The organism is Halopseudomonas phragmitis, from assembly GCF_002056295.1.
GTDB lineage: Bacteria > Pseudomonadota > Gammaproteobacteria > Pseudomonadales > Pseudomonadaceae > Halopseudomonas > Halopseudomonas phragmitis.
In genome coordinates this window covers 1,138,770-1,163,788 of record NZ_CP020100.1, presented here as the reverse complement: position 1 = coordinate 1,163,788, position 25,019 = coordinate 1,138,770, and the positions used below count along the sequence as shown (strand labels likewise).

General features: G+C 60.6%; 19 protein-coding genes and 1 CRISPR repeat array. Of the genes, 5 read left to right on the top strand and 14 right to left on the bottom strand.

Annotated features, from left to right (window positions below; genetic code table 11):
• Positions 1–114 precede the first annotated feature (114 nt).
• From BVH74_RS05405 to BVH74_RS05355, 11 genes are all read right to left on the bottom strand, one after another.
• Positions 115–633, bottom strand: coding sequence for an ATP-dependent zinc protease family protein (locus BVH74_RS05405; RefSeq protein ID WP_080049077.1), 519 nt, complete (start codon positions 631–633; stop codon positions 115–117).
• Positions 634–1,033: 400 nt separating this feature from the next.
• Positions 1,034–4,967: a CRISPR direct-repeat array (repeat unit 29 nt; unit sequence CGGTTCATCCCCGCAGGTGCGGGGAACAC).
• A gap of 66 nt (positions 4,968–5,033) precedes the next feature.
• The gene (cas2e, locus tag BVH74_RS05400; RefSeq protein ID WP_080049076.1) at positions 5,034–5,333 is read right to left on the bottom strand and encodes a type I-E CRISPR-associated endoribonuclease Cas2e; all 300 of its coding nucleotides are present in this window, start codon (positions 5,331–5,333) and stop codon (positions 5,034–5,036) included.
• Positions 5,333–6,262: a type I-E CRISPR-associated endonuclease Cas1e gene (cas1e, locus tag BVH74_RS05395; RefSeq protein WP_218189166.1), complete on the bottom strand. Its 930-nt coding sequence runs from the start codon at positions 6,260–6,262 to the stop codon at positions 5,333–5,335. The genes cas2e and cas1e overlap by 1 nt, the downstream gene beginning before the upstream one ends.
• Positions 6,263–6,264: 2 nt before the next feature.
• On the bottom strand, positions 6,265–7,092 hold the full coding sequence (locus BVH74_RS05390; protein ID WP_080049075.1) for a KilA-N domain-containing protein: 828 nt from the start codon (positions 7,090–7,092) through the stop codon (positions 6,265–6,267).
• 36 nt (positions 7,093–7,128) lie between these two features.
• Complete coding sequence (gene cas6e, locus BVH74_RS05385; RefSeq protein WP_080049074.1) at positions 7,129–7,791, bottom strand: type I-E CRISPR-associated protein Cas6/Cse3/CasE; 663 nt, start codon at positions 7,789–7,791, stop codon at positions 7,129–7,131.
• Entirely contained in the window at positions 7,788–8,555 is a 768-nt protein-coding gene (gene cas5e / locus BVH74_RS05380) for a type I-E CRISPR-associated protein Cas5/CasD (protein ID WP_080049073.1), read from the bottom strand. The genes cas6e and cas5e overlap by 4 nt, the downstream gene beginning before the upstream one ends.
• A 3-nt stretch (positions 8,556–8,558) precedes the next feature.
• Positions 8,559–9,593 (bottom strand): type I-E CRISPR-associated protein Cas7/Cse4/CasC, encoded by a 1,035-nt coding sequence (cas7e, locus tag BVH74_RS05375; RefSeq protein WP_080049072.1) that lies wholly within the window; start codon positions 9,591–9,593, stop codon positions 8,559–8,561.
• The gene (gene casB, locus BVH74_RS05370; protein ID WP_080049071.1) at positions 9,590–10,231 is read right to left on the bottom strand and encodes a type I-E CRISPR-associated protein Cse2/CasB; all 642 of its coding nucleotides are present in this window, start codon (positions 10,229–10,231) and stop codon (positions 9,590–9,592) included. The genes cas7e and casB overlap by 4 nt, the downstream gene beginning before the upstream one ends.
• Complete coding sequence (gene casA, locus BVH74_RS05365; protein ID WP_080049070.1) at positions 10,228–11,781, bottom strand: type I-E CRISPR-associated protein Cse1/CasA; 1,554 nt, start codon at positions 11,779–11,781, stop codon at positions 10,228–10,230. The genes casB and casA overlap by 4 nt, the downstream gene beginning before the upstream one ends.
• A 47-nt stretch (positions 11,782–11,828) precedes the next feature.
• Positions 11,829–14,564: a CRISPR-associated helicase/endonuclease Cas3 gene (locus tag BVH74_RS05360; RefSeq protein WP_080049069.1), complete on the bottom strand. Its 2,736-nt coding sequence runs from the start codon at positions 14,562–14,564 to the stop codon at positions 11,829–11,831.
• Between the two features lie 134 nt (positions 14,565–14,698).
• Positions 14,699–16,981 carry a putative bifunctional diguanylate cyclase/phosphodiesterase gene (locus BVH74_RS05355; protein WP_080049068.1) on the bottom strand — a complete coding sequence of 761 codons (2,283 nt, stop codon included), beginning with the start codon at positions 16,979–16,981 and terminating at the stop codon, positions 14,699–14,701.
• Between the two features lie 139 nt (positions 16,982–17,120).
• On the opposite strand from BVH74_RS05355, the gene desA reads away from it, so the two are divergent.
• Together desA and BVH74_RS05345 are read left to right on the top strand one after the other, a co-directional pair.
• Entirely contained in the window at positions 17,121–18,308 is a 1,188-nt protein-coding gene (gene desA, locus BVH74_RS05350) for a delta-9 fatty acid desaturase DesA (RefSeq protein ID WP_080049067.1), read from the top strand.
• An 82-nt stretch (positions 18,309–18,390) separates the two neighbouring features.
• Positions 18,391–19,290, top strand: coding sequence for a peptidoglycan DD-metalloendopeptidase family protein (locus BVH74_RS05345; protein WP_080049066.1), 900 nt, complete (start codon positions 18,391–18,393; stop codon positions 19,288–19,290).
• Between the two features lie 68 nt (positions 19,291–19,358).
• Here BVH74_RS05345 and rpmG read toward each other — a convergent pair whose 3' ends face one another.
• The 3 genes from rpmG to radC all read right to left on the bottom strand — a co-directional run bounded on the left by rpmG (position 19,359) and on the right by radC (position 20,617).
• A complete protein-coding gene (gene rpmG / locus BVH74_RS05340; RefSeq protein WP_003464575.1) occupies positions 19,359–19,514 on the bottom strand; it encodes a 50S ribosomal protein L33 in 156 nt (51 codons plus the stop codon).
• Positions 19,515–19,525: 11 nt separating this feature from the next.
• A complete protein-coding gene (gene rpmB, locus BVH74_RS05335) occupies positions 19,526–19,762 on the bottom strand; it encodes a 50S ribosomal protein L28 (protein ID WP_080049065.1) in 237 nt (78 codons plus the stop codon).
• 180 nt (positions 19,763–19,942) lie between these two features.
• On the bottom strand, positions 19,943–20,617 hold the full coding sequence (gene radC, locus BVH74_RS05330; protein WP_080049064.1) for a RadC family protein: 675 nt from the start codon (positions 20,615–20,617) through the stop codon (positions 19,943–19,945).
• A 146-nt stretch (positions 20,618–20,763) separates the two neighbouring features.
• Here radC and coaBC point away from each other — a divergent pair, with 146 nt between their 5' ends.
• From coaBC to BVH74_RS19040, 3 genes are read left to right on the top strand one after another with little or no spacing between them, the layout of a single operon-like run.
• Positions 20,764–21,981, top strand: coding sequence for a bifunctional phosphopantothenoylcysteine decarboxylase/phosphopantothenate--cysteine ligase CoaBC (gene coaBC, locus BVH74_RS05325; RefSeq protein ID WP_080049063.1), 1,218 nt, complete (start codon positions 20,764–20,766; stop codon positions 21,979–21,981).
• A 9-nt stretch (positions 21,982–21,990) separates the two neighbouring features.
• Entirely contained in the window at positions 21,991–22,446 is a 456-nt protein-coding gene (gene dut / locus BVH74_RS05320) for a dUTP diphosphatase (RefSeq protein ID WP_080049062.1), read from the top strand.
• 45 nt (positions 22,447–22,491) lie between these two features.
• Positions 22,492–25,002 (top strand): phosphomannomutase/phosphoglucomutase, encoded by a 2,511-nt coding sequence (locus BVH74_RS19040; RefSeq protein WP_080049061.1) that lies wholly within the window; start codon positions 22,492–22,494, stop codon positions 25,000–25,002.
• Positions 25,003–25,019 lie beyond the last annotated feature (17 nt).

The following is a 25,019-nucleotide window of genomic DNA, read 5'->3' as shown; positions in this document are numbered from 1 at the left end:
CCCCCAGCCATCGCCCGGGTAAAGGCAATGACAACAGGCGCAGCAGCACTCTTGCGGCCACCGCGCCCGTTATGGCAAGTATAGGTCAGGATTGGCGGGGTAGCCGGATGGCTCTTAGGCGCAGTTGGGACTACCTGCCTGATAACTCAAATCCGGCGCCACCAGCGCATTGAACTCGCGCAACGCGGTAGCGCCCATCAGAAACGGGTACTCAAACCCGGTACGGTCGGCCAGATTCACCTCAATATGCTGCAGGCTGTCGCCCATGCACACAGCCATTTCGATCACCGGTCGAACGGTATAGGTCTTGCTGTCTTCATCGGGAATATCATCGGCCCGGCGCTTGATCTGACTGACCCGCACCACCGGCTTGACCAGCGTCTTGCCTTCCTGCGCACCTTCGACCGCCAGCTCGAAACGCACCCAGTCCTGGCCGTCACGCTTGAACATCTCGACATTCTGCGCACTCAGTGACGAAGTCACTGCCCCGGTGTCCAGCTTGGCCGGCACTTCCAACTCCAGATCCTTGATCAGAGCGGTTTCACTGAGTCCGTACACGGTCCGCTCATTCGCCCCTGCTGTCAGCGAAAGCAACACCAAACCGGAAAAAAGAGTGAGCAATTTCAAAGACATAGCTACCTCATTTTTCAGAGCATTCCCCCATAGGAACCCCAAACCGGGATATCAGTTCCCAGTTCTTATACTCGGGATAGAGAATAGGAGAGGTTTATTAAAACAATTTGAATTGAAAACGACGGCCATACAAGCCGGTGCGCACACTATCAAAAAAGCCGAACAAGGGCTCGGGTTTCGGGGGGCGAACTGACCAGCGGATATGGGGGTGGATAGTGTCAGGACGGTATAAACAGGGGTGCTGAGTGCGCGGCGCCGGAATCGAACCGGATAATAACCTCAGAAGAAGTTAACCGTTGCCAATTGGAAACAACCGCGCTCAATACATCATGGAAAGGACGCATAGTGACCGACCGTGCGGGGAACACGCTCGCAAGCTGGGCATTTAGTTCGCCGTTGGCGGTTCATCCCCGCAGGTGCGGGGAACACGTCGCCAAGACCAGCGGATGCAGGACGCTGCCCGGTTCATCCCCGCAGGTGCGGGGAACACGTCGCCAAGACCAGCGGATGCAGGACGCTGCCCGGTTCATCCCCGCAGGTGCGGGGAACACGTCGCCAAGACCAGCGGATGCAGGACGCTGCCCGGTTCATCCCCGCAGGTGCGGGGAACACGCTGGCCAGGCTCGATGTTGTGCGGTGGCGTTGCGGTTCTTCCCCGCAGGTGCGGGGAACACTAGTCCATGTCGGCGGCAATCGCCTTTTGCGGCGGTTCATCCCCGCAGGTGCGGGGAACACGCCGTAAGGGGTGACGATGTAATCAGTACCCACGGTTCATCCCCGCAGGTGCGGGGAACACCGGCCAAGGGCGCACGATGTGAAACCGGTCACCGGTTCATCCCCGCAGGTGCGGGGAACACATCCGACACATGGCAAAAGGCTTCGTTAATTGCGGTTCATCCCCGCAGGTGCGGGGAACACTGGCATGAAGTAACTAAAGATATTTTCGCGGCCGGTTCATCCCCGCAGGTGCGGGGAACACACGTTACTCTTACTCTTGTTGAAGGCTTCCCACGGTTCATCCCCGCAGGTGCGGGGAACACGGCGGTGCGCAGGCTGCGAAAGCTGCTGATGTCGGTTCATCCCCGCAGGTGCGGGGAACACATCTTTACCCGAGCATCGTCAGTCCACATGCCCGGTTCATCCCCGCAGGTGCGGGGAACACCCTCGCTTGCTGTGGTTAGGCCGCGTCTGCGGCGGTTCATCCCCGCAGGTGCGGGGAACACCGGGTGGTGTGTATTGCCGGGCGTGTGCTGGCCGGTTCATCCCCGCAGGTGCGGGGAACACGGCCATGCCTGAAAGCAGCACCGATGCAGACGCGGTTCATCCCCGCAGGTGCGGGGAACACCTATGAAGTTTCTGGGCTGTGATGGTATTTGGCGGTTCATCCCCGCAGGTGCGGGGAACACGACGCCACAATGCCGTCAACCCGGCCAGTGGCCGGTTCATCCCCGCAGGTGCGGGGAACACTGCCGTATCGAGTGGCGTCATCATCGGAATGCCGGTTCATCCCCGCAGGTGCGGGGAACACTCTCCCTGGAACTGGAGCAGACACCCGCCAGGGGTTCATCCCCGCAGGTGCGGGGAACACTGAGTTCTTGGTCTAGGTTCATGATGAATCTCCGGTTCATCCCCGCAGGTGCGGGGAACACATCATGGACACCGGCCAGGCCCTGACCAGGTTCGGTTCATCCCCGCAGGTGCGGGGAACACCCGAATGCCGGCTGGTTCGGAAATGACTCCAACGGTTCATCCCCGCAGGTGCGGGGAACACGACCGCGCACCCTGCGTCCGCCGCCTCGGGCAGCGGTTCATCCCCGCAGGTGCGGGGAACACTTTGAACGGGTCGCTAGCGCTGTCCCCGATATCGGTTCATCCCCGCAGGTGCGGGGAACACTGGAAAACGCCCGCTTTTCTGCTGCTCAACTGCGGTTCATCCCCGCAGGTGCGGGGAACACCGACTCGCTCACTGTGATGGTGAAGCCATCATCGGTTCATCCCCGCAGGTGCGGGGAACACATCACCAAGGCCGCCTCTGAGTCGCCGTACCGCGGTTCATCCCCGCAGGTGCGGGGAACACTGAGCTGCGCACGTTGCGCCGTAGGGCGTCACAGGTTCATCCCCGCAGGTGCGGGGAACACGGCCTTTTATCAAATTGCGGACGGTTGCGGACAGGTTCATCCCCGCAGGTGCGGGGAACACCTCCCCTCGAACTGCTTTGACTCGCGGATGAACGGTTCATCCCCGCAGGTGCGGGGAACACAATTCGACTCAGGGGAGGGGGCAAACAACTGGCGGTTCATCCCCGCAGGTGCGGGGAACACGATAAACCCCGTAAGCTCAGCGACTCCCGTGGCGGTTCATCCCCGCAGGTGCGGGGAACACATCGCCAATAGCTCGAGTCTCTTCACGCAAGACGGTTCATCCCCGCAGGTGCGGGGAACACATAAGGCGGGCTGCCCTGCGCGGGCACAGCGGCGGTTCATCCCCGCAGGTGCGGGGAACACATGGGGGCAACAAACGGCGCTAGGCGCACGCCCGGTTCATCCCCGCAGGTGCGGGGAACACTCATGCATCGGTTGGGTTGGCGGCGTAAGAGGCGGTTCATCCCCGCAGGTGCGGGGAACACGGCACGAGCTGCTTGTCGGCAACCTGGTTCTTCGGTTCATCCCCGCAGGTGCGGGGAACACCGAAGGTTCGTTGCGATAGTCATTGCTCGGGCCGGTTCATCCCCGCAGGTGCGGGGAACACGTTGCCAAGCGCCTGCGCAACCAGCATCTGATCGGTTCATCCCCGCAGGTGCGGGGAACACGTTCGGCAGCAGCATGTGCGGCATGAACACCTCGGTTCATCCCCGCAGGTGCGGGGAACACTTGAAGTTCTGGTATGAGTGGGAAAGAAAGAACGGTTCATCCCCGCAGGTGCGGGGAACACCCATGGCGGTCACCTGCAATTTTTCATCGGTACGGTTCATCCCCGCAGGTGCGGGGAACACTTGCCATGTTTTCTCCAGGCACAAAAAACCCGCGGTTCATCCCCGCAGGTGCGGGGAACACTCAGCGCGGGTCTGGATGGCTACGAGGATGCGCGGTTCATCCCCGCAGGTGCGGGGAACACATCAGCCCAAGAGGACCAGTGTCGTAACATGGCGGTTCATCCCCGCAGGTGCGGGGAACACCTGCTGCCGGCATGGTTCGAGCCGATGAAGAGCGGTTCATCCCCGCAGGTGCGGGGAACACATCGATGCCATCGATACTTGTCACGCAGCCAACGGTTCATCCCCGCAGGTGCGGGGAACACCACTTCGCTATTTTCAAGCATGACGGTCTGATCGGTTCATCCCCGCAGGTGCGGGGAACACTGTCCGTAATGAGCTGTATGGGACGTTCACGGCGGTTCATCCCCGCAGGTGCGGGGAACACTTTTCGTTGCCCGGGATGGCAATTCTGCGCGCCGGTTCATCCCCGCAGGTGCGGGGAACACCTGAATATCTGGCCAAAGAAATAAAGGATGCGCGGTTCATCCCCGCAGGTGCGGGGAACACCGGTGAAGTCACTGCGCAGTTTGGAAATATCGCGGTTCATCCCCGCAGGTGCGGGGAACACATTCCGATGCACCCGGATCGCACCACGCCGTTCGGTTCATCCCCGCAGGTGCGGGGAACACACTCCGCGCCGCTGGAGCATCTTCTCTATGCCCGGTTCATCCCCGCAGGTGCGGGGAACACTCCTGGCCTTGCCCCCCCAGTGGCTGCATCCACGGTTCATCCCCGCAGGTGCGGGGAACACAACAGAGAGCGCATGGCGCGACTCATCTGTGCCGGTTCATCCCCGCAGGTGCGGGGAACACTGCTGATCGAACCAGCTCCATACCCGCAGCAGCGGTTCATCCCCGCAGGTGCGGGGAACACCCGCGGACAATCGTGAAAATGTCGTTGACCGTCGGTTCATCCCCGCAGGTGCGGGGAACACCATGCAGGCACGCCCATGCAACCAATAATCAACGGTTCATCCCCGCAGGTGCGGGGAACACCTATGGCGCCACGTCAACACCAAACACAATATCGGTTCATCCCCGCAGGTGCGGGGAACACACTACCTCGTGACAGGCTTTCGTCAGCCCGCGCGGTTCATCCCCGCAGGTGCGGGGAACACCTCAAACCCAAGACAAAGTCCAGTGGTACGGGCGGTTCATCCCCGCAGGTGCGGGGAACACTGCCGATTGAGACGCACGAGGCCAGCGGGAAACGGTTCATCCCCGCAGGTGCGGGGAACACGGGACGCCCCTGACAGCGCAAACGCCCCGGCCCGGTTCATCCCCGCAGGTGCGGGGAACACACTTAGAGTAACCAGTTGTTCCATATAGGAAAAATTGGCCTCTAAAATTCTACCAAAATTATTTTGTTAAAGATCATCGCTTTCCTGGGGGTGGAAAGCGACCAGATGCAAGCCATCGAACTCAACTGGCAGGCGCCGATTTGGCCCTAGCGTTTGAAACTCGTAGCCGGATTCATGATTGCTCGACCAAGCCATGACCACATTGCCATCTTCATGGCCTTCACTTAGCTGCTGCCAGATCATTTCGCGGGTACGTCTGGAGACATTGCCGATATACACGCCTGCGCGAACTTCCAGCAGCCAGATGGCCATTCGGCCACGCAGGCGTGGCGGCACGTTCTCTGTGACCACAACCAGAAAGCTCATTACTGCGACCGGTGCCCGGCATCGCCAAGGCTTTCTGGGTTGGGAATCGCAGGTGGAACAGACTCCGGCGGCGCTTCTGGGGGTGAAATGCCACCTGATGCCAGCACTTCTTCAATGGTTGGAATGATTTTCGCCAGAATTTTGCTAGAGCGAAAAAGGTCCCTGCAAGCCAAGCGAACTTCACGCTCTGGTTGCATCGGTGCCTTGGCGGCAATGCGAAAAGCCAGTGGTACGACCGTTTCGAATTTGAACAGGTCTGCAATGTCATAGACGAAGGACAGGGGTTTGCCGGTATGGATGAAACCAACGGCGGGAGCATAACCTGCCGCCAGAACGGCAGCCTCGGTAATGCCATACAAGCACGATGTTGCTGCGGATAGACAGCGATTCGGGACGTCTGCAACATCCCACTGCTGGCGGTCGTAGTTGCGCGAACGCCAATCCACACCATATTGGCGGGCCAGCAGCTTATAGGTTTCGCGGACCCTGGCTCCCTCGATGCCACGTAATTGCTCAACACTACGTCTGGCTGGAGCAGGCTCGCCAAAACGCACTTCGTACATTTTGCGTACCACTTTCAGCCGCAGGTCATCGTCCAGTGCCAGTTTGGCTTGGTATAACAAGCGATCTGCACGGGCACCGCCCGGCTGACCGCTGGCGTACAGGCGCACACCGGACTCACCTACCCAGACCAGCAAGGTGCCCACGGTGGAGGCTAAATGCACGGCTGCATGGGATACCCGTGTGCCGGGTTCCAACATAATGCAAGCGACCGAGCCAACCGGGATATGCATGCGTACACCGTTTTTGTCGATCACGACGAAGGCGCCATCCAACACATCAATCTGACCATACTGGACGAAGATCATGGATACCCTGTCTTTCATGGGCAAGGGCTTCAACGGCGGTAGCACTGTATTGCCGGCCATGTTTAGTCTCCCTTATCCGGCGATGGCAGCAGACTCGTGGCCTTATCCTGCAGCACGCGCATTTGCCGGATGGCTAGTTCGTTAAGCCTTGCCAGCCGTTCGTGCTGAGCCACACCCTGCTCTATAAAGTGGGCATTCATCGCTTCCAGGTTGGCCAGACAAACCAGTTGGTGAACATTGGCATGATCGCGGATATTGCCTTTCAGTGTGGGGTTGCTCTCGCGCCACTCCTTGGCGGTCACGCCAAACAACGCCATATTCAGCAGATCAGCCTCGCTGGCATAGACGCGACTGATCTGCTGGGCAGTCAGGGTATCCGGTATCAAATTTTCGCGTATGGCATCGGTATGTATCAGGTAGTTCACCTTGGCCAGATTGCGCCGGATATCCCAGCCCAACTGCCTATACTCCTGCTCCTTGAGCCGCTGAAATTCCTTGATCAGGTAGAGCTTGAACTCAACCGAAATCCAGCTGGCAAATTCGAACGCGATATCTTTCTGGGCGTAGGTACCGCCGTAACGTCCAGCCTTGGATTTCAGACCAATCGCATTGGTCTTCTCAATCCATTGCTTGGGGGTCAAGGTGAAGCTATTAAGGCCAGCCTGTTTTTTAAAGTCATCGAATTCGATGACTTTAAAATCGGGGTTATGGATTTGCTCCCAAACCCCCAGGAACTCGATGGTGTTACGGTTACGTAACCAATTGCCGAGTATAGCCCCAGTTCGCTCCGCATTCTTGTAGCGCGCAATATCGGTAATACAGATGTATTCGACGCCATCCCTGGTATCAGTACTGATGTCCTGATCAAGAACACTCAGTTTCGCTTTCATCTTATGCTCTCTTTCCCTGTGTTGAGCCATATCACTTCAGTCCACACGTTTTACCAGCAACAGCCCGCAGCCAAAGCCCTTGCTGTGTCCAACCCCGTCGAGCAGTGCCCGGCGCAATTGTTCAGGGTCCGTCACCTGGGCAATGCCCTGATAGTCCAACGTGGAAAAAGCGATGTGTTTACCCTTGCGCTTCAACCGCTGCTGGCGATAACCGTTTTGCATAAGACTGTCAGTACGCAAATCCAGTCCCCAGCGTTCCGCCCTGTCTTTCAGCCATTCCCTGCCTGCTGCTTCCAGCCGCTCAGGTAGTGCCGATTTTTCTGTGCTGGCAAGCTGCTTGGCGTGCATCAGCACATCATGACGCTGTGAGCGACCATTTTCCCGGCGCACGCTGACGGTGGGATTGGCACGCAGGTCGAATCGCACCCAATCACCCTCGGCCAACTCAGGCGAATAGGCTTTGCTCTGGATATGGAATAACCCCGCATCGGCCTGTGGTGGTCGTGCTGAAACCACATAGAAACTTTTTTCGTCCTCAAGGCGGCGGAAAACAAAGTCACGTGCAGCGCCATCGCCCGGGAACAGGCGCCAGATCAACGCATGATCCCTGTAGGCTTCACCATGGCGCGACAAGTCACGCAGCCAGGCATCGTGACGCGGACTGCCGATCAGTCTAACAAGCGAGAAATAATGGCTCATGACTGCCCTCCATCATTCAAGGCCACCCATTCGCGGCGCGGTGCAAACTGCCAGCGGCGACGGGAGAGTGGCTGATCATGTCGTTGGGCCTCAAAGCTCGGCGCCATGCCAGCAGTCATCCCGTCTTCCCAATAGTATCGCGCGACACCGGGACGTAGTGCCTGTTGGTCCTGTCGACTTGGCCAGGCTTGCTCGGGCTGATAGCGATCCAACAAACCCAGCAAGGAAGGCAATTCCAGATTGTCGAACACCTCACGCACACTGCTGGCGGCAAGAATTTTTGGACTCAACGGCAAAGCAAGCGGGCAGGATTTGCGCCCCAGATACAAGGCGAAGCGCGGCTTACGCAGCGCTTCGGCCAGGGAGGCCAAGTCCACCGGCGCACCGGGCAAGGCTTCCACAGCAACCAACGCGAGGCTGTCACAGCGGTACTCACGGGTCGACAGAATAGTATCGACTTTGTCGGCAGCCAATTCCTGACGACGTGAGCGAAACTGGAACTTGCGCGGCGGCACGCCTACCTGAACCGTGTGATAGTCACGCAAGGGCGAACCTATGCATTCCAGCTTGATCGCAAAGCGGTAACCGTCCACAAGCGCCTGCTGAGCGGCATCATCGTGCCGCTCGATACCCAGCGCTGCACCCAGCAAACCAAGCAGCGCGGAACGCGACGGTTGTACCGCCGAGTGTCGCGATTCGCCGACTGCAATCTCGCCCCAGCTGGCCAGCGGGCCATAGAGCCGCAGCAGTAGATAGTCAGTCATGGCTCACTCCGCGGCGACAAAATCAAGCAGGTCGGCCACTGACCCTTCACCCGTCAGCACATTGAACTGGCAGCGGCTTTCAGCGCAGACTCCATAGACCTTGTCCATGTTGTCGCGCACCTGTTGCAAGGCCGCAACGGCATCACCGGCATAGTCTGTGCCGGCCACCGGTTTGACGAAGGCCAGTGACAGAGAGCGCGGCTGATCAGTGCCTTTCTCGGCCAGCGCAAAGTGGGCGAAAGCCCGGCTGGCGAAGCTGTTTTGCTTGCCGCTGGGCCCCACTTTGAGCGCCGCTTCAGTCAGAGCCCGGAGTGCCTTTTGAGTCAGCACTTCATCGCCCCCCAGATTCCGTTTCAGCAGATCGCGGTCGATGCAGATGTACTGGTAGAACACTGCAGCGGCGAAACCGGATTCACCGATATGCGCAGCGCCAGGATCATTGCGGTTGAGATCGTCAACGGCGGTGAAGTAGTCATCCTCAATAGCCGATGCGTGCACGCCGATGGCATGGGCTACCTGCACTGCGGCCTCTCCGTTGAACTGTGTTTTGGAGGCCAGCATGCGACCAAACATGGCGATATCCACCGCTGTCTGGTGGTGCAGCAGGGCGTCCAACTCCTCATCCGTTGGGCCGCGTTTTTCCGCGGCAAGGGTGGCCACCAGTTGATCCAGCGAAGCACGCTCTTCAGGCGCGATATGGACCAGCTGCTCGATTTCCAGTGGATTATCCTTTTTCGCAGCCCCGTAAACCTTGGCGATTTGTCCAGCCCACTCACGCGCCTGCTTCTCAGTGACACCAGCACCCAGCAGTGCCTCGAAAACCTCGATACCAAGGCGCTTGGTGCGCGTGCCGATAGTCCCGGCCAACTGTTGCTGAAACAGCTCCGAGGTACGCCAAGCGCGTTTGAGACTTTGCGAGGACACACGCAGACGTTCAACACCGCCTAGGCGTGCGGTTTTCGGGTTGCCCAGATCATCGCGGTTAAGGTTGGCGGGCGGGTAGGACGTCAGCAGGTGCAATTGCACAAAACGAGTCATTTGGATATCTCCTTGTTGAATTCAGGTTCTTTGGCGGCTGCCCGGTCCCGGGCGCTCAGATAGTAGTCATAGGCCCAGTGAAATTTGACCCCGTTGCTCGCCTGAGCAGCAGACTGGCCCTGCTCTATCTGCCAGCTCAGCAGGTCATCTGCCAGGTGTGCCACATCAGTCTTGCCCCCGGCCAGTTGCAACGCCCGACGCCAATGCAGGAATAGCTCCTGCATCGCCGTGCCGCGCTGCATAGCCCTGAAACGCAGTTCGCTCATCGGCGGGCGCTCGGCATCAGCAGCCTGCCCAAGGTGCGTAGCCAGACTCTTGCCGTCACGCAGGTCGTCCTTGACGTTAGCCAGCACCCCGGCCACCCAGGCCATGCGCTCGTAGCTCAAGGAATTATCAGGCAAAGGGCCTCGCTCACCATTGAGTGCAACCAAACGGTGCGCCAGCAGCAGGGTGGCTGACTGGGTAAGCAGCTCATCGGCATCGGTGCAGCGGCGCAGTTGTGCCCGCTCACCCCTCCCCATGACAGACAGCTCGCCGGGTATGGGTTCATCACCCTCGGCGCGGGGCTGCAAGGCGCGCCACCAGTCGCGCACCCAGCGCTGCTGGGCCTCGTTCAATCTGGGCTTTCTCGGCTTCATGCCTGCTCCTTGAGATGTTGATTAACGATTGTCCACAGCGGCTTTTGTGCCTTGCCAGTATTCAGCTCTTTGGCCAGATCAGCCCGGGCCTTGACCACGCGTTGCATGTCCATATCTTCCAGCGGACCGCTCAGCACCCAGTGGTCAAACAGACTTAGCACCAGACGACGCGTGGCCTGCAACCAGGCTCTGTAGATCGCTGCCAACTCGGCCGCGCTGTCAAAATCGAGCTTGCTGAGCTGCTCCAGCACCTGATAAAAGGCCGTCTCAGAGCCCTGCCAAAAACTTTGCGTCACGGCAGGCTCCTGACCGGCATCGCCCGGACGGCGAAACCAGGCCGCTTTGACCTGTTTGTGCAGAACGGAGGCCATGTCATTGGCCGAATCCAGCACCTGCTTGACGCTGCGGGTAAACTTCCGCTGAACGTCAGGTGCCACGCCGTGTACCGGCAACAGACTGTCGTACCAGCACAACGCTTTCATGTTCGACATATCGAAACCGAAGCACCACAAGCGCACGGACGGCTTGCCCAGTTTGGCGGTGAAGTGCCGAACAACCTGCGCGGCATCCGGCTGGTGATCTTCATTACCAAGTACCAGACCCAGCCAGTCACGGTAACCTCGCCCGGCCTGACGCCCCTTGATCGAGAGCGGCGGCTTTTCTCCTTTCGAGTCCAGGCTGTAGGGTGTCAGCGGGTGAGTCCATGTCCCGGTGTAGTTGGTGCCGCCATGGCGGGTACGGTAATGACGGATACGCTTTACATTCTGGGCACCGCATACCGCGCAATCCCCCTGATCCAAGGTGGCTGCATCCAGGCGAATGCGCCGCGGCATGCTCCAGTACGCCTGCAAGGGGTGCACCGACTCCGGCGGTGTATCCTGGCCCTGTTTGTCATCGCTGGTGCGGGTTGGTGCCAGCCAGGGCAATACGTCACTGAGCATCTTGATCGGCGGGTGATCGAGTGCATCAAGAGGCAAGACGTTGAGCCAGAGCTTTTGCCAAAGCGTCGCGTTCTGTTCGGCTGGCACCAGCAAGGTCGTCAACGGACCGCCACCACGCAGCGAGGTCCGAATGCCTCGTCCGCCAGAGGGCGCGTTCAACTGCATGGTGAGCAACGCCTGGGTAAAGCAGCCCTCGCACATGCCGTGCTCAACCGCCGGCTTGTTGAAATACTGATTGCTCGATGAGCCGGCATCAATCAACAGCTCCAGCACCGGCAGCTGATTGACGTCATCGGGCAAGGTCAGGTCCTGCATAAAGGTAGGCCCTGAGTTTTCCAGCTGGAAGGCGTCGCGGTAAGGAGCGAAAACCTCTGCCAGGTCATCAGCGGTAGGTGGGTTGGCATAGCGATCACGCCACTCCTGAAGATCCTCTGGCGCGTAGGCGGTTTGCAGCAACCCGATCAGAAACTGATAGAGCGCACCACGGAAGTCGGGGCGTGGCGCAACCAGCTCTAAACAGTCTTCTAGCCCTATCTGCCCAATAGCTATCGGCTTCAGCGTGCCATCACGATGGCGGCACTGCAGCCAGGTATCACTTAACAAATCCATGAGCGGTCCTCATCCATTTCACACCTTCATGTCTAGGCAACAGATCCTCACCAACTCAGCCCCTGTTGCCTGTCATAACGCATATCCAGCACCCGTCCTTTTTCATCCAACACTTTGCCGACCAGAGCGGTTCCTGAAGTCACCAAAGGCAAGATAAAGGCCGGCTCTTCCAGCAGCCGATAGCGGTTACGCAGTTGTTCCAGTGGCGCGGCAAACTGTTGCTGCCAGTCCGGTGCCAGCTCGCGGGCACGATGGGCGGCTATACGCACTGCGGACTCTTCCCAGGGATAGGCCGCATCGGCGCACAGTGGCTGCAACTCGCCATCGGTCCATAGCGCCAGGTACAGCGCCTGGGTTTCATCGCCAAGACGCGTGGGCACGGCATGGTCTTCATACCAGCGGGCACTGCTGTCAATGCAGTAGCCCTTGTCCAGGCGCAGGCCGTTGAAATGAGCCTGACTCTGCATGGCCATATCTTTCCCGAGCTGGTCCTGACTGGCTTTCTTAAGTGCATTCGGCACATCGTCAACTTCACTGCCATACACCGCTTCGACCAGTTCTCGCACAGCGCCGGTCTGCCCCTGTTCACCCGGTGTCACAATACAGCCCGCTTGCAACAATGCCCGCGCGCCCAGCCAAAGCCGGCCTGCATCCGGGTAGACATAGCAAGCCTTGGGAAACAAACTGGCGTACCAGTCCGCCGGCGGATTCTCGACGGGCTCCGGTGTCAACAGGTACAACACCGGGGGTTCGCGCCGCTCGACCGCATCAACAGCCAGGTCGCCGCTGGCCTGCCGCGCATGACGCTGCAACCGTCCTGCTCGCTGAATCAGCAAATCAACAGGCGCAAGATCAGATACCATCAGATCGACATCAAAATCCAGGCTCTGCTCCAACACCTGCGTACCCACCAGCACCTGCCCGGCACGCACCTGTCCGGTCGACGCCTTGCCAAAACGGGCCAGCACCTGTGCCTCGATATCCAGCCTATGGCCCATGGCGAAGCGGCTATGGAAGAGTATCCGTTGCTCTTCCGGCAGATGCTCAGCCAGCAATTGGTTGGCCCGACGCGCATCGTCCACGGTGTTGCGAATCCAACAGACGCAACGACCGACCCTTGCTTGAGCAACTATCAACTCCACCACGGACGCCTCATCGTGCAACGGACGCACAGCCACGCTTCGTCGCAGTTGTGGGCGCGTTTCGCAGGCATGACTGTTCAGGGATTTGCCGGCCTGTGTAGCCAGCGGATAGCGCCGATCATCAACAACCGTCTCAGCCGTTACGCCAAGCCCGAATCGATAGGCCGCCAGCAGTTCTTCGCGGGCCGCCAGTGGCAAGGTGGCCGAGAGCAGTATCACGCTGCCACCTTGCCGGGCATGCGCAATCAGCAGGGTCTTCAACACGGTCATCATGTAAGGGTCGTAGGCGTGCACCTCATCCACCAGCAACACCTTGCCCGCCAGCCCCAGCAGGCGCAGGGACTGATGCCGAGCGGGCAGTACGGCAAGCAGAGCCTGATCCAGCGTACCCACCCCAACCTCAGCCAATAACGCTTTCTTGCGGTTGTCCGCCAGCCAGGCATTGCACTGAACACTGGCCGAGCCCTCGTCGGGCTGATAACGGCAATCCTCCGCTTGTTCGGCGCTTTGCAGAATGCTTTGCCGGAAGCCCTCAATCAGTTGGCGCGCACCGTGGGACAATATCAATGACGGTTTTGCCTGAGGTTCATAGAGTCGGCGATATACCCCTCCAACCCGTTGATACATCTGATTCGCTGTCGCCATGCTGGGCAGGGCGAAATACAGGCCATGGGCTAGATTGGCTTGCATCAGGCGCTGTGCCAGTATCAATGCCGCTTCAGTTTTGCCGGCCCCGGTCACATCCTCCAACAAAAACAGTTGCGGCCCGTGTTCCAGTGGCACTGTGGCTGCGTAGGCCTGCAATGGCGTCGGTTCACGTAGATAATCAAACAACTCCAGCGGGTTGGACCAGGGTCGCAGCGGCTGCCACCTCAACCCGGACGCGATTACGGCGTGTTCAGCCTGCTGCCGGGCCAACTCCCAGTACTCCGGCAATGACATCGGCAGGCTGCGATAGGGAAAATAGCCTTGGTTCGAACCCAACCAGTCGGCCAATACTGCCAGCCCAGCCAGGCGCCAAGCATGCCGCCTGAGTATCTTCAACTGCTCGCGATCAGGCACCGGCAAATCGGCCGGGAGCATCCAGCCAGCCAGCGCCTGCACAAACTCACGGGCCGCGCGCCGATCGGCACGCAGGAAAAAATCAGTGAGCTCCAGCGCGGTCAGGCCGGCATCGGCCACCTCTTCCGGCGGTTTGCCATGATGACCGACCACGCTGCGCACCCATACGGCCCAGAACTCGTGCTCAGGCTGCGGTAGATTGTCTATGGGGTCGTCAGCGGCAAGATCCTGCGACCAAAGCAGCCAACCCAGCGTATCGTGTCGCCGGTCGTAGCATTTGCCGGGTTCAGCCGGAACCAAATCCGGCGAAAGATCGGGTACCAGCCCCTGGAAGGCTCGGGCGAACTTGCCCAGATCATGCAGGGTGAGGAAAAAGGTGAACAACGACTCGACTTGAGGTTGTGTCCAACCCAGCTCTTCGGCCAAAGGCTTGAGCGAAAAAGACGGCAAGCTGATCAGCGCCTGACCGCAGGCAGCTACATCCAGGCAGTGAAAAGGTAGCAAATGAAATCGTTCACCAGCTTGACTCAGTGGCGATGCTTTACCCCAGTAGGAAAAATATGATGCTTGATTTGGCATAACCAACATCCTTGTTCACCTTTTTACTTGTAGCACTTTGCCACCCACCTGGCAAAGCAACATGCCGTTGCCTGAACCAAGAAACAGGCTAGCCATACCATGCGACAATCCATGTCGCATGGCCTGATTTTTTTCTATGCCTCGATACGCGTCCCCTGCAACAGTCCTTGCAGTTGCTGGGCCGGCAGGGGCCGGCTGAAGAAGTAGCCTTGGCCGATGTCGCAGCCCAGTTCGCGCAGTAGTGTTTGCTGGGCTTCGGTTTCGATGCCTTCGGCGGTGACCTGCAGTTGCAGGCTTTGGGCCAGGGCGATGATGGCGCGGGCGATGGCGCTGTCGTTGCTGTCGCCGGGCAAGTCGACGATGAAGCCACGGTCGATCTTGAGCTTGTTGACCGGCAGGCGCTTGAGCCGCAGCAGTGAGGAATAACCGGTACCGAAGTCGTCGATCGACAGCCGCACGCCGCGCTGGCGCAATGCATCGAGCAGCTCAATACACTGTTCGCCATGCTGCATGATTTCGCTTTCAGTCACTTCAAGCTCCAGGTAATCGGCCGCCAGGCCGGCCTCGTGCAGGGCCTGTTCGACACTGCCCAGTACCTGACCACGTTCTAGCCAGTAGCCGGACATGTTGACCGCCATGGTGCCCAGTTGGTAGCCGGCATCCAGCCAGGTGCGCATTTGCCGGCAGGCCTGGCTGAGTACATATTCATCGATCAGGCCCATAAGTCCGGCACGCTGGGCGACGGGCAAGAACTCATCGGGGGCGACCATGCCCAGCTCCGGATGCTGCCAGCGCACCAGCGCCTCAAAACCACTTAGCCGCCCGCTGTGCAGTTCAATCAGGGGCTGGTAATAGACCCGCAACTGCTGCTGGGCCAGAGCCTGATGCAGGTTCGATTCCAGCGCTAGCTGGCGGCGAGCCCGCTCGGTCAGGGCCTGGGTGTAGAAGGCGTAACTGTTGCGCCCGCTGTTCTTGGCCTGACTGACGGCGGTATCGGCATTCTTGAGCAGGTCGCCAGCGTCCTGGCAGTCATCGGGGAATACGCTGAGGCCAAGACTGACGCTGATGTGGATGCGCTGGCCGGCTATGTCGAACGGCCGGGTATAGGCCTGCTGTATGCGCTGGGCGATCACCGCCAGTTCCTCAACCTGCTCAAGCTGATCCACCAGCATGACAAACTCGTCGCCGCCCAGACGCGCCAGGGTATCCTCTTCACGGCACAGTGCGGTCATCCGCTCGGCGGCGATACGTAGCAGTTCATCACCGGCGCTGTGGCCAAGACTGTCGTTGACGTTCTTGAACCGGTCCAGGTCAATCGAGATCAGGCCCAGCCGGTGGTTGTGCCGGCGTGCCCGCAGTACCGCATTGTTCAGACGCTCCATGATCAGCAGGCGGTTGGGCAACCGGGTCAGTGGATCGTGGTGGGCGAGGAAGTCGATTTCCTGTTGCGAGCGTTTGAGCTGACTGAGGTCGGCGAATACCGCCACGTAATGAGTCAGCCGGCCGTCGCTGTCATAGACGGCGTTGATGGTCTGCCACTGGGGGTAGATCTCGCTGTTCTTGCGTCGGTTCCAGATCTCGCCCTGCCAACTGCCGGTCGCTTGCAGCTGGGTCCACATTTCCTGATAGAAGCTGTCATTGTGCCAACCCGACTTGAGCAGCCCGGGGTTTTGGCCCAGCACCTGATCCCGGCTGTAGCCGGTGATCCGGCAGAAGGCATGATTGACGTTGAGGATGCGGTTGTGGGCGTCAGTGACGACCACCCCTTCCTTGGTATTGTCGAACACCACTGCGGCCTGACGCAGGCGCTCTTCATTGTTCTTGAGCTCGGAGACGTCGCGCACGATGCCGACAATCCGCTGTGGCAGGCCGCGCTCATCCCTGATTGCCCGGCCGCTGGCTTGAATCCAGATGAAGTGGCCTTCGCCATGACGAATGCGGTGCGTGTGATTGTAACGGGGTGTGTCCCCCAGCAGGTGCTCACGCAGGGCTGTCAGGGCGGCCTTGCGGTCACTGGGGTGCAGGCGCTTGAGCCATGCCTGGCGCACATCGAGCTGGGCATCGACTGGGTAACCGATGATGGCCTTGCAGCGACTGGAAAAGAACCCCTGCCCGATCTCGAAGTCCCAGTCCCAGACCCCGTCATTGGAGCCACTGAGCGCCAGATCGAAGCGCTCTTCGCTACGCAGCAGAGCCCGGCCCTGCTGCTGTAGGCGGCGCAAGTGGCCACGCACGACGAAGAAAATCAGCGTCGCGGTGAAGCTGACGAACACCAGTCCCTTGTAGGTTTGCAGGCGCTGTTGAGTCTGTTCGTCCAGGCCAAGTATCACCAAAGCCTGATCGCTAAACAGGATCCACAGCACGGAAACGCCCAGATAGATCAGGGTAATATGCCAGGCGCTGCGCGTTGAGGTCATGTGGCCGAACCTTCCTGTACGGTCGTTGATCCACTATAGCAGTTGGCCACGACTCGACCCACGGTCATGTCAATTGCCATATTGTTGGTCCATAATCGAGGCAACTAGGCTCCCTACCTTACTGAGGTTCAACTGCTCTATGTGGTACAACGGTCTTCTCGATCTTTCGGTCTGGCAACTGGTGCTGATTACCCTGGTCCTGACGCATATCACCATCGTCAGTGTCACGGTTTACCTGCATCGCTATTCGGCCCATCGCTCGCTGGAGCTGCATCCGGCCCTGCAACACTTCTTCCGTTTCTGGCTGTGGCTGACCACCAGCATGAACACCCGCGAGTGGACCGCGATTCACCGCAAACACCACGCCAAGTGCGAAACCCCTGACGATCCGCACAGCCCGGTACACAAAGGGCTGTGGACTGTGCTGCGCAAAGGCGCCGAATTGTACATGGCCGAGGCCAAAAACGAAGACACCCTACGCATCTACGGCAAGAACTGCCCAGATGACTGGATGGAGCGCAACGTCTACAGCCGCTTCCCGATTGCTGGGGTAACCCTGATGGCCCTGATCGACCTGGCCCTGTTCGGGGTCCTGGGCATCACCGTGTGGGCCATCCAGATGCTGTGGATTCCGGTACTGGCTGCTGGCGTGGTCAACGGCCTTGGCCATGCCGTGGGGTACCGCAACTTCGAGTGCAAGGACGCCGCCACCAATATTCTGCCCTGGGGCATTCTGATCGGCGGTGAGGAGCTGCACAACAACCACCACACCTACCCGAACTCGGCCAAGCTGTCGGTCAAGAAATGGGAGTTCGATCTGGGCTGGATGTGGATTCGCCTGTTCAGCCTGTTCCGGCTGGCCAAAGTCCGCCGCACCGCGCCGATCGCCCATCGGGTCGAGGGCAAGAAGACCCTGGACATGGACACCGCCATGGCGATTCTCAACAACCGCTTCCAGATCATGGCGCAGTATCGCAAGCTGGTGATCAAGCCGCTGGTCCAGCAGGAGCTGGACCGGGTCGATGCCTCGGTGCGCCATCTGTTCCGCCGCGCCAAGAAGCTTCTCAGCCGGGAAACCAGCCTGCTGGGCAACCAGCAGCAAGAGCGCATTGAGCGGATGCTTGATCACAGTCAGGCGCTTAAGGTCATTTACGAGAAGCGCCTGGCGCTGCAACAGATCTGGGGGCGCACCAGCGCCAACGGGCACGACATGCTGCAGGCGCTGCGCGACTGGTGCCAGCAGGCCGAAGCCAGCGGCATCAAGGCATTGCAGGAATTCGCCGCCACTCTGCGAACCTACTCGCTGCAGCCTGCGCCAGCACAATAAATAAGGCTGCGCCGCGGCTAACCGGGACCTGCGGCGCACCCCAAAAAATCAAGTTCCGGTGAGCATGAAGGTTTGGCATTGGATGCGTACCTGGGTTCTGGGCCTGGCCCTGTTGGCCGGCAGCCCGTGTGGGCTGGCGTCGACCATCTACAAGTACACCGATGAAAACGGTGTAGTCACCTATACCGACCGGGCTACTCCTGGCGCCCAGGTCTTTGTATTCCGTGACCGCATGGTTGAAACCTTCGACAAGCAGGTTTACGTGCGTAGTCACAAGCACGCCGGCGGCGAAACCCTGATCGTCCACAATGACCTGTATGCGCCGGTCGAGATCGAGCTGGAAGTCCACTCAGTACAGCACCTCAGCGGCGCGCCCGAGCAACCGGTACGCTGGGTGCTGCCGCCGCGCCAGCAGATCCGCCTGGTAACCCTGGCTCCCACTGGAACCGGTACACCGCGTTACCAGTACCGCCTGCGCCACGCCATTGGCGATCCACGGGCCGAGCACAGCCTGAGCCATTACCCCCTGCCCTGGCGCGGTGGCCCGTTCCGCATGACCCAGGGCCCCGGCGGGCGCTACAGCCATACCGGCCCCAAAGGCCGCTACGCCATCGATATCGCCATGCCCGAGGGCACGCCTATTCTGGCCGCCCGCGACGGCATGGTGATAAAGATCGAGAATAATCAAAGCGGGCGTGGCAACAACCCGGCCGGCAACTTCGTCCGGCTGCTGCATGCCGACGGCACCATGAGCGTTTACCTGCACCTCAAGCGCCATTCGGTGGCGGTACAGGAAGGCCAGTGGGTGCGGGCCGGAACCCAGATTGCCCAGTCTGGCAACACCGGCAACAGTACCGGCCCGCATCTGCACTTCGTGGTGCAGAAGAATGTCGGCCTGAATACCGTGTCGATTCCCTTCGAGTTCGCCCAGCCGGTCAACAGCATGCCGAACTTTGCCTTGGGCGGTGACGGGGAACGCTAAGCGCCTCACATGCCACAAGCCACAAAAAAACCCGCCGAGGCGGGTTTTTTTGTCAGGTCGCAAAGATCTTATTTGATCTTGGCTTCCTTATACATCACGTGCTTGCGCACAACCGGATCGAATTTCTTGATTTCGATCTTGTCGGGAGTAGTGCGCTTGTTCTTGTCGGTAGTGTAGAAGTGACCAGTACCGGCAGAAGACACCAAACGAATCAATTCACGCATGATGATGCTCCTTAAACTTTTTCGCCGCGACCGCGGATTTCGGCCAGAACGACATCGATACCACGCTTGTCGATAATGCGCATGCCTTTGGCAGAAGTGCGCAGACGCACGAAACGCTTTTCCGACTCAACCCAGAAGCGATGATACTGCAGGTTCGGCAGAAAACGACGCTTGGTCTTGTTGTTCGCGTGGGAAACATTGTTCCCGACGGCCGGCCCTTTGCCGGTTACCTGACATACTCGAGACATGGTTAACCCTCTCCAACCACTTACCCAACCCTAACTGGTTGGAAGCCTAAAAGAATCTGTTGTCCAGCCGGGGCAACCGATCACGCCAAACCCGTAATAAAAATGCACAGTTACAGGCGCAGCCCCGAGAAGAGCGGAGCTTTATACCAAAACCGGCCCCCACAAGCAATGATTTTTCACTTACATCAACCCGCGTTCAGCCAGTGACAGCGGCTCGCCATCGCCCACCACCAGATGGTCGAGCACCCTGATATCCACCAGTCCCAGCGCTTCGCGCAGGCGCCGGGTCAGTTGCACATCAGCCTGGCTCGGCTCGCTCACACCCGACGGATGGTTATGGGTCAGAATCAACGCAGCGGCGTTGTGGGCCAGCGCCCGCTTGAGCACCTCGCGGGGATAAACACTGGCGCTGTCCAAGGTGCCGCGGAACAACTCCTCGAAGGCAATCACCCGGTGCTGGTTGTCCAGGAACAGGCAGGCAAACACTTCGTGAGGCAAGGCCGCCAGGCGGCTTTTCAGGTAACGTCGCACCGCGCCCGGCGAGGTCAGTGCGTCACCACGCTGCAGTTCTTCGTATAAGTGCCGGCGGGCCATTTCCATCACAGCCTGCAACTGCACGTACTTGGCTGGCCCCAGCCCGGCATGCACACAAAAGCCCTTGAGATCGGCCTGCAGCAGGGCCCGCAGGCTACCGAAGGCGCTGAGCAGATCGCGCGCCAGATCAACCGCGCTACGCCCAGGCAGCCCGGTACGCAGAAAGATTGCCAGCAGCTCGGCGTCGGACAGCGCCGCAGCGCCCTGATTAAGCAGCTTTTCCCGTGGCCGCTCGGCCAGCGGCCAGTCAGTGATTGGCATGATTCAGGCTCCCTGCCCGGTTGGCGCACCCCCTGTGCGCCTCAATGGCCACAGGCTATCAGCTTTGTCAGCCTGTGACCGGGTACCAGCGCACAGTCTGGGCCCCTGTGATATCTTAGCCATCAGTTTCTGGCCGGGAGTCGAGCATGCAGCGGTTGGTCAACAAACAGGTGGTTCTGGGCATCAGCGGCGGCATTGCCGCCTATAAAAGTGCCGAGCTGGTACGGCGGTTGCGTGATGCCGGGGCCGAGGTGCGGGTGGTGATGACCCGCGGCGCCCGCGAGTTCATTACGCCACTGACCCTGCAGGCGCTGTCCGGCAACCCGGTGCACGGCGAACTGCTTGATCCAGCGGCCGAAGCCGCCATGGGCCATATCGAGCTGGCCCGTTGGGCCGATCTGGTGCTGATTGCGCCGGCTACCGCCGATCTGATGGCGCGCCTGGCCCAGGGCCGGGGCGATGACCTGCTGACCACCCTGGTGCTGGCCACCGACGCCCAGGTTGCCGTTGCCCCGGCAATGAATCAGGCCATGTGGCGCGACCCGGCCACTCAGGCCAACCTCGACACCTTGCTGGCCCGTGGCATCAAGGTCATCGGCCCTGGCGCAGGCGAGCAGGCCTGTGGCGACATCGGCCCAGGGCGAATGCTGGAGCCGGCCGATATCGCCGCCCAGGCCGCCGACTGTTTTGAACGCGGGCTGCTCAGCGGCCGGCACGTCTTGATCAACGCAGGGCCAACCCGTGAGGCGCTGGACCCGGTGCGTTACCTCTCAAACTACAGCTCGGGCAAAATGGGCTTCGCCCTGGCCGAAGCCGCCGTCGAAGCTGGCGCCCGGGTGACCCTGGTCGCTGGCCCGGTCAACCTGCCGACCCCGGCTCGGGTCAAGCGCGTTGATGTGGTCAGTGCCCGCGACATGCTGGCCGCCTGCGAAGCGGCGCTGCCGGCCGATCTGTTCATTGCTTCGGCGGCGGTGGCCGACTACCGGCCCACCGAATGTGCCGACAACAAGCTCAAGAAAGACCCTGGCTGCGAAGATGGCCTGACCCTGACGCTGGTGCGCAATCCTGACATCCTCGCCACGCTGGCTGACCACGACCAGCGCCCGCGCTGGTGTGTCGGTTTCGCCGCCGAGACCGACGATGTACTCAACTACGCCGCCGGCAAGCTACAGCGCAAGAATCTCGACCTGATCATCGCCAATGACGTCAGCCAGCCTGGCATCGGCTTCAACAGCGATGACAACGCGGTCACCCTGATCGACCGGCAGTTGCAGCAACATGCTCTGCCCCACGCCAGCAAAGCCAAGCTGGCCCGCCAAATCATCACCTTTATCGCCGAGCACCTGCCCGGCAGCCCAGACTGAGGAGTACCCATGCACGCCCTGCAAGCCCGGATTCTCGACCCGCGTTTAGGTCAACAATGGCCCCTGCCGCACTATGCCACTGAAGGTTCGGCCGGTATGGACCTGCGGGCCATGCTCGACGCGCCCCTGACTCTGGAACCCGGGCAGACCGAGCTGCTGCCCACCGGGCTGGCCATCCATATTGCCGATCCGGGTCTGGCCGCAATGATCCTGCCGCGCTCAGGGTTGGGCCACAAACATGGCATCGTGCTGGGCAATCTGGTCGGCCTGATCGACTCCGACTACCAGGGCCAACTGATGGTGTCGTGCTGGAATCGTGGTCACCAGACCTTCAGCATCGAGCCGGGCGAGCGGATCGCTCAACTGGTGCTGGTACCGGTACTGCAGGCTAAACTTGAGATCGTCGACAGTTTCGATGACAGCCAGCGCGGGGCCGGCGGGTTTGGCCACACCGGAAGCAACTGAGCCACTGACGCCAATACATAAAAACGAGCATGGAGCCCCACCGCGATGAACAACAAGCCTGCCTCTGCGCCCCGGGTTTCGCAGTTTTCCGGGCTGTTGCTGCCCCTGCTGCTGACCATCGGTGGGATTTTGCTGGCCGCCGTGCTCTGCTGGCAAGCGCTGATCAGCGACACTGAGCGGCGCTATCAGCAGGATCTGACCCAGGCCTACGCCAGCCAGCAGCAAAGTGCGCTGAACCAGGCCCTGGCGCAGCTGGATGCCGACCTGACCCAGATGGCCGCCAACCCCCAGTTGCAAGTCGCGGTACAACAGGGTGGCAACGCGGCCCTGCAACGGACCCTGCGCTACCACTTTGCCGACAGCCTGGCGGTCTATATCCATGCCCCCGGTGGGGCATCCATGCGCGATGATGCGCAAGCGCCGCTGAGCTTCGCCGCGCTCGACATGCTGCGCCGCGCCGAGCGCGACCAGCCTGTTGCGCCGGAGGCTCACCGGGTCGGCAACGACTGGCGACTGTATACCGCCAAACCATTGCGCGCCTCCGGCAACGCCCGCATCGGCGGGAGCCTGATGGTGGTGTTCGAACTCAACCGGCTGCTCGACAATCTGCCTGCGCTCCCGCCCGAGGTCGGCCAACTGCGGTTGATCCAGCAGTTCAGCGCCGCGCCCGAGCAGGTGCTGTGGCAGCGTGGCCAGGCCAGCGCCCGGCCACTCAGCCTGCCAACCAACAACCCAGCCTGGCGCCTGGAGTTCACTCCCGGCCCGGCACTGATCAAGAGCCCGAGCAATCCTCTACTGGTGCTGCTGGCTGCCGGACTGGCCCTGCTGGGTAGCCTGGCCGGTCTGCTGCTGTTGCAGCGCAACTGGAGTAGCCGCCTGCAAGCCGATAGCCAGACTCTCAGCCAGCTGACCTTCGGCCACAAGGCTGCCGGCCTGCGCCTGCCACAACTGGAAACGCTGGCTCAGCACATTAGCCAGCTGGCCAAGCGCAGCGGCCAGAGCCCCGGCCCCAACCCCGCGCGCGAATCTGTGCCCGCGGCACCGGGCAAGAGCGACGAAAACCTGATCAATCCGCTGTTCCAGAACACTGACATCCTCGACATCGATATTGTTGATGACGAAGACCCGTTCGGCATGGGCGTCAGCAGTACGCCCGAACCGAGCCAAACGTCGGGCGCTCCGGCATTGCCGGCGGAAATCTTTCGCGCCTACGATATCCGTGGCGTGGTTGGCCAGAGCCTGACCGAAGAGAGCCTGTACTGGCTCGGCCGGGCCATTGGCAGCGAGTCACTGGAGCACGGCGAGGCCAAGGTCGCAGTCGCCCGTGACGGCCGGCTGTCCGGCCCGGCACTGCTGGAAAGCCTGATCCGCGGGCTGGTCGACAGCGGCTGTCACGTCACCGACATCGGTATGGTGCCGACGCCCGTGCTGTATTACGCCACCCACACCAGCGAAGCCAGCTCCGGCGTGATGCTGACCGGCAGCCACAACCCACCAGAGTACAACGGCCTGAAAGTGGTGATCGCTGGCCAGACCCTGTCCGGTGAACGAATTCAGGGCCTGCATCAGCGGCTGCGTCAGAACAGTCTGCGCCAGGGGGCCGGCAGCCGCCGCGAACTCAATTTGCTGGACGCCTATCTGCGCCAGATCACCGACGATGTGATCCTGGCCCGCCCCCTGCAGGTGGTCATTGATTGTGGCAACGGCGTTGCCGGGGTCATCGCCCAGCAATTGTTCGAGGCCCTGGGCTGCAGTGTGATCCCGCTGTATTGCGAGGTTGACGGCAACTTCCCCAATCATCATCCCGATCCCGGCCAGCCAGACAATTTGCAGGATCTGATCAGCGCCGTGCAGACCCATCAGGCCGATATCGGGCTGGCCTTCGACGGCGATGGCGACCGTCTGGGCGTAGTCACCAGCAGCGGTCAGATCGTCTATCCCGACCGCCTGCTGATGCTGCTGGCCGAAGATATTGTGACTCGCCACCCGGGTGCGGACATCATCTTTGACGTCAAGTGCAGCCGCCGCCTGCCGGCGTTGATCAGCCGCGCTGGCGGCCGGCCGGTCATGTGGAAGTCCGGGCACTCGCTGATCAAGGCCAAAATGCAGGAAACCGGGGCTCTGCTCGGCGGCGAAATGAGCGGCCATATCTTCTTCAAGGAGCGCTGGTTCGGCTTCGACGACGGGCTGTATAGCGCTAGCCGGGTACTTGAGTTACTGTCCTTGCAGCCGGGCGACAGCGATGCCCTGCTGGCTCGCTATCCGGCCGGACTGAGCACCCCGGAGCTGACCCTGACGGTTGGCGAAGCGCGCAAGTTTGAGCTGGTCGAGGCCCTGCGGAACCAGGCTGACTGGGGTGCCCAGGCCAAGATCACCAGTCTGGACGGGATCCGGGTCGACTATCCCGACAGCTGGGGCCTGATCCGCGCCTCCAACACCACGCCGGCGCTGGTCTTGCGGTTCGAGGCCGAGCAGCCCGAAGCACTTGAGCGGGTAAGACAGTTGTTCCGTGAGCAGTTGGCCGCCGTGGCCCCCGATCTTGAACCGACGTTCTGAATACAGGAGACATCCAA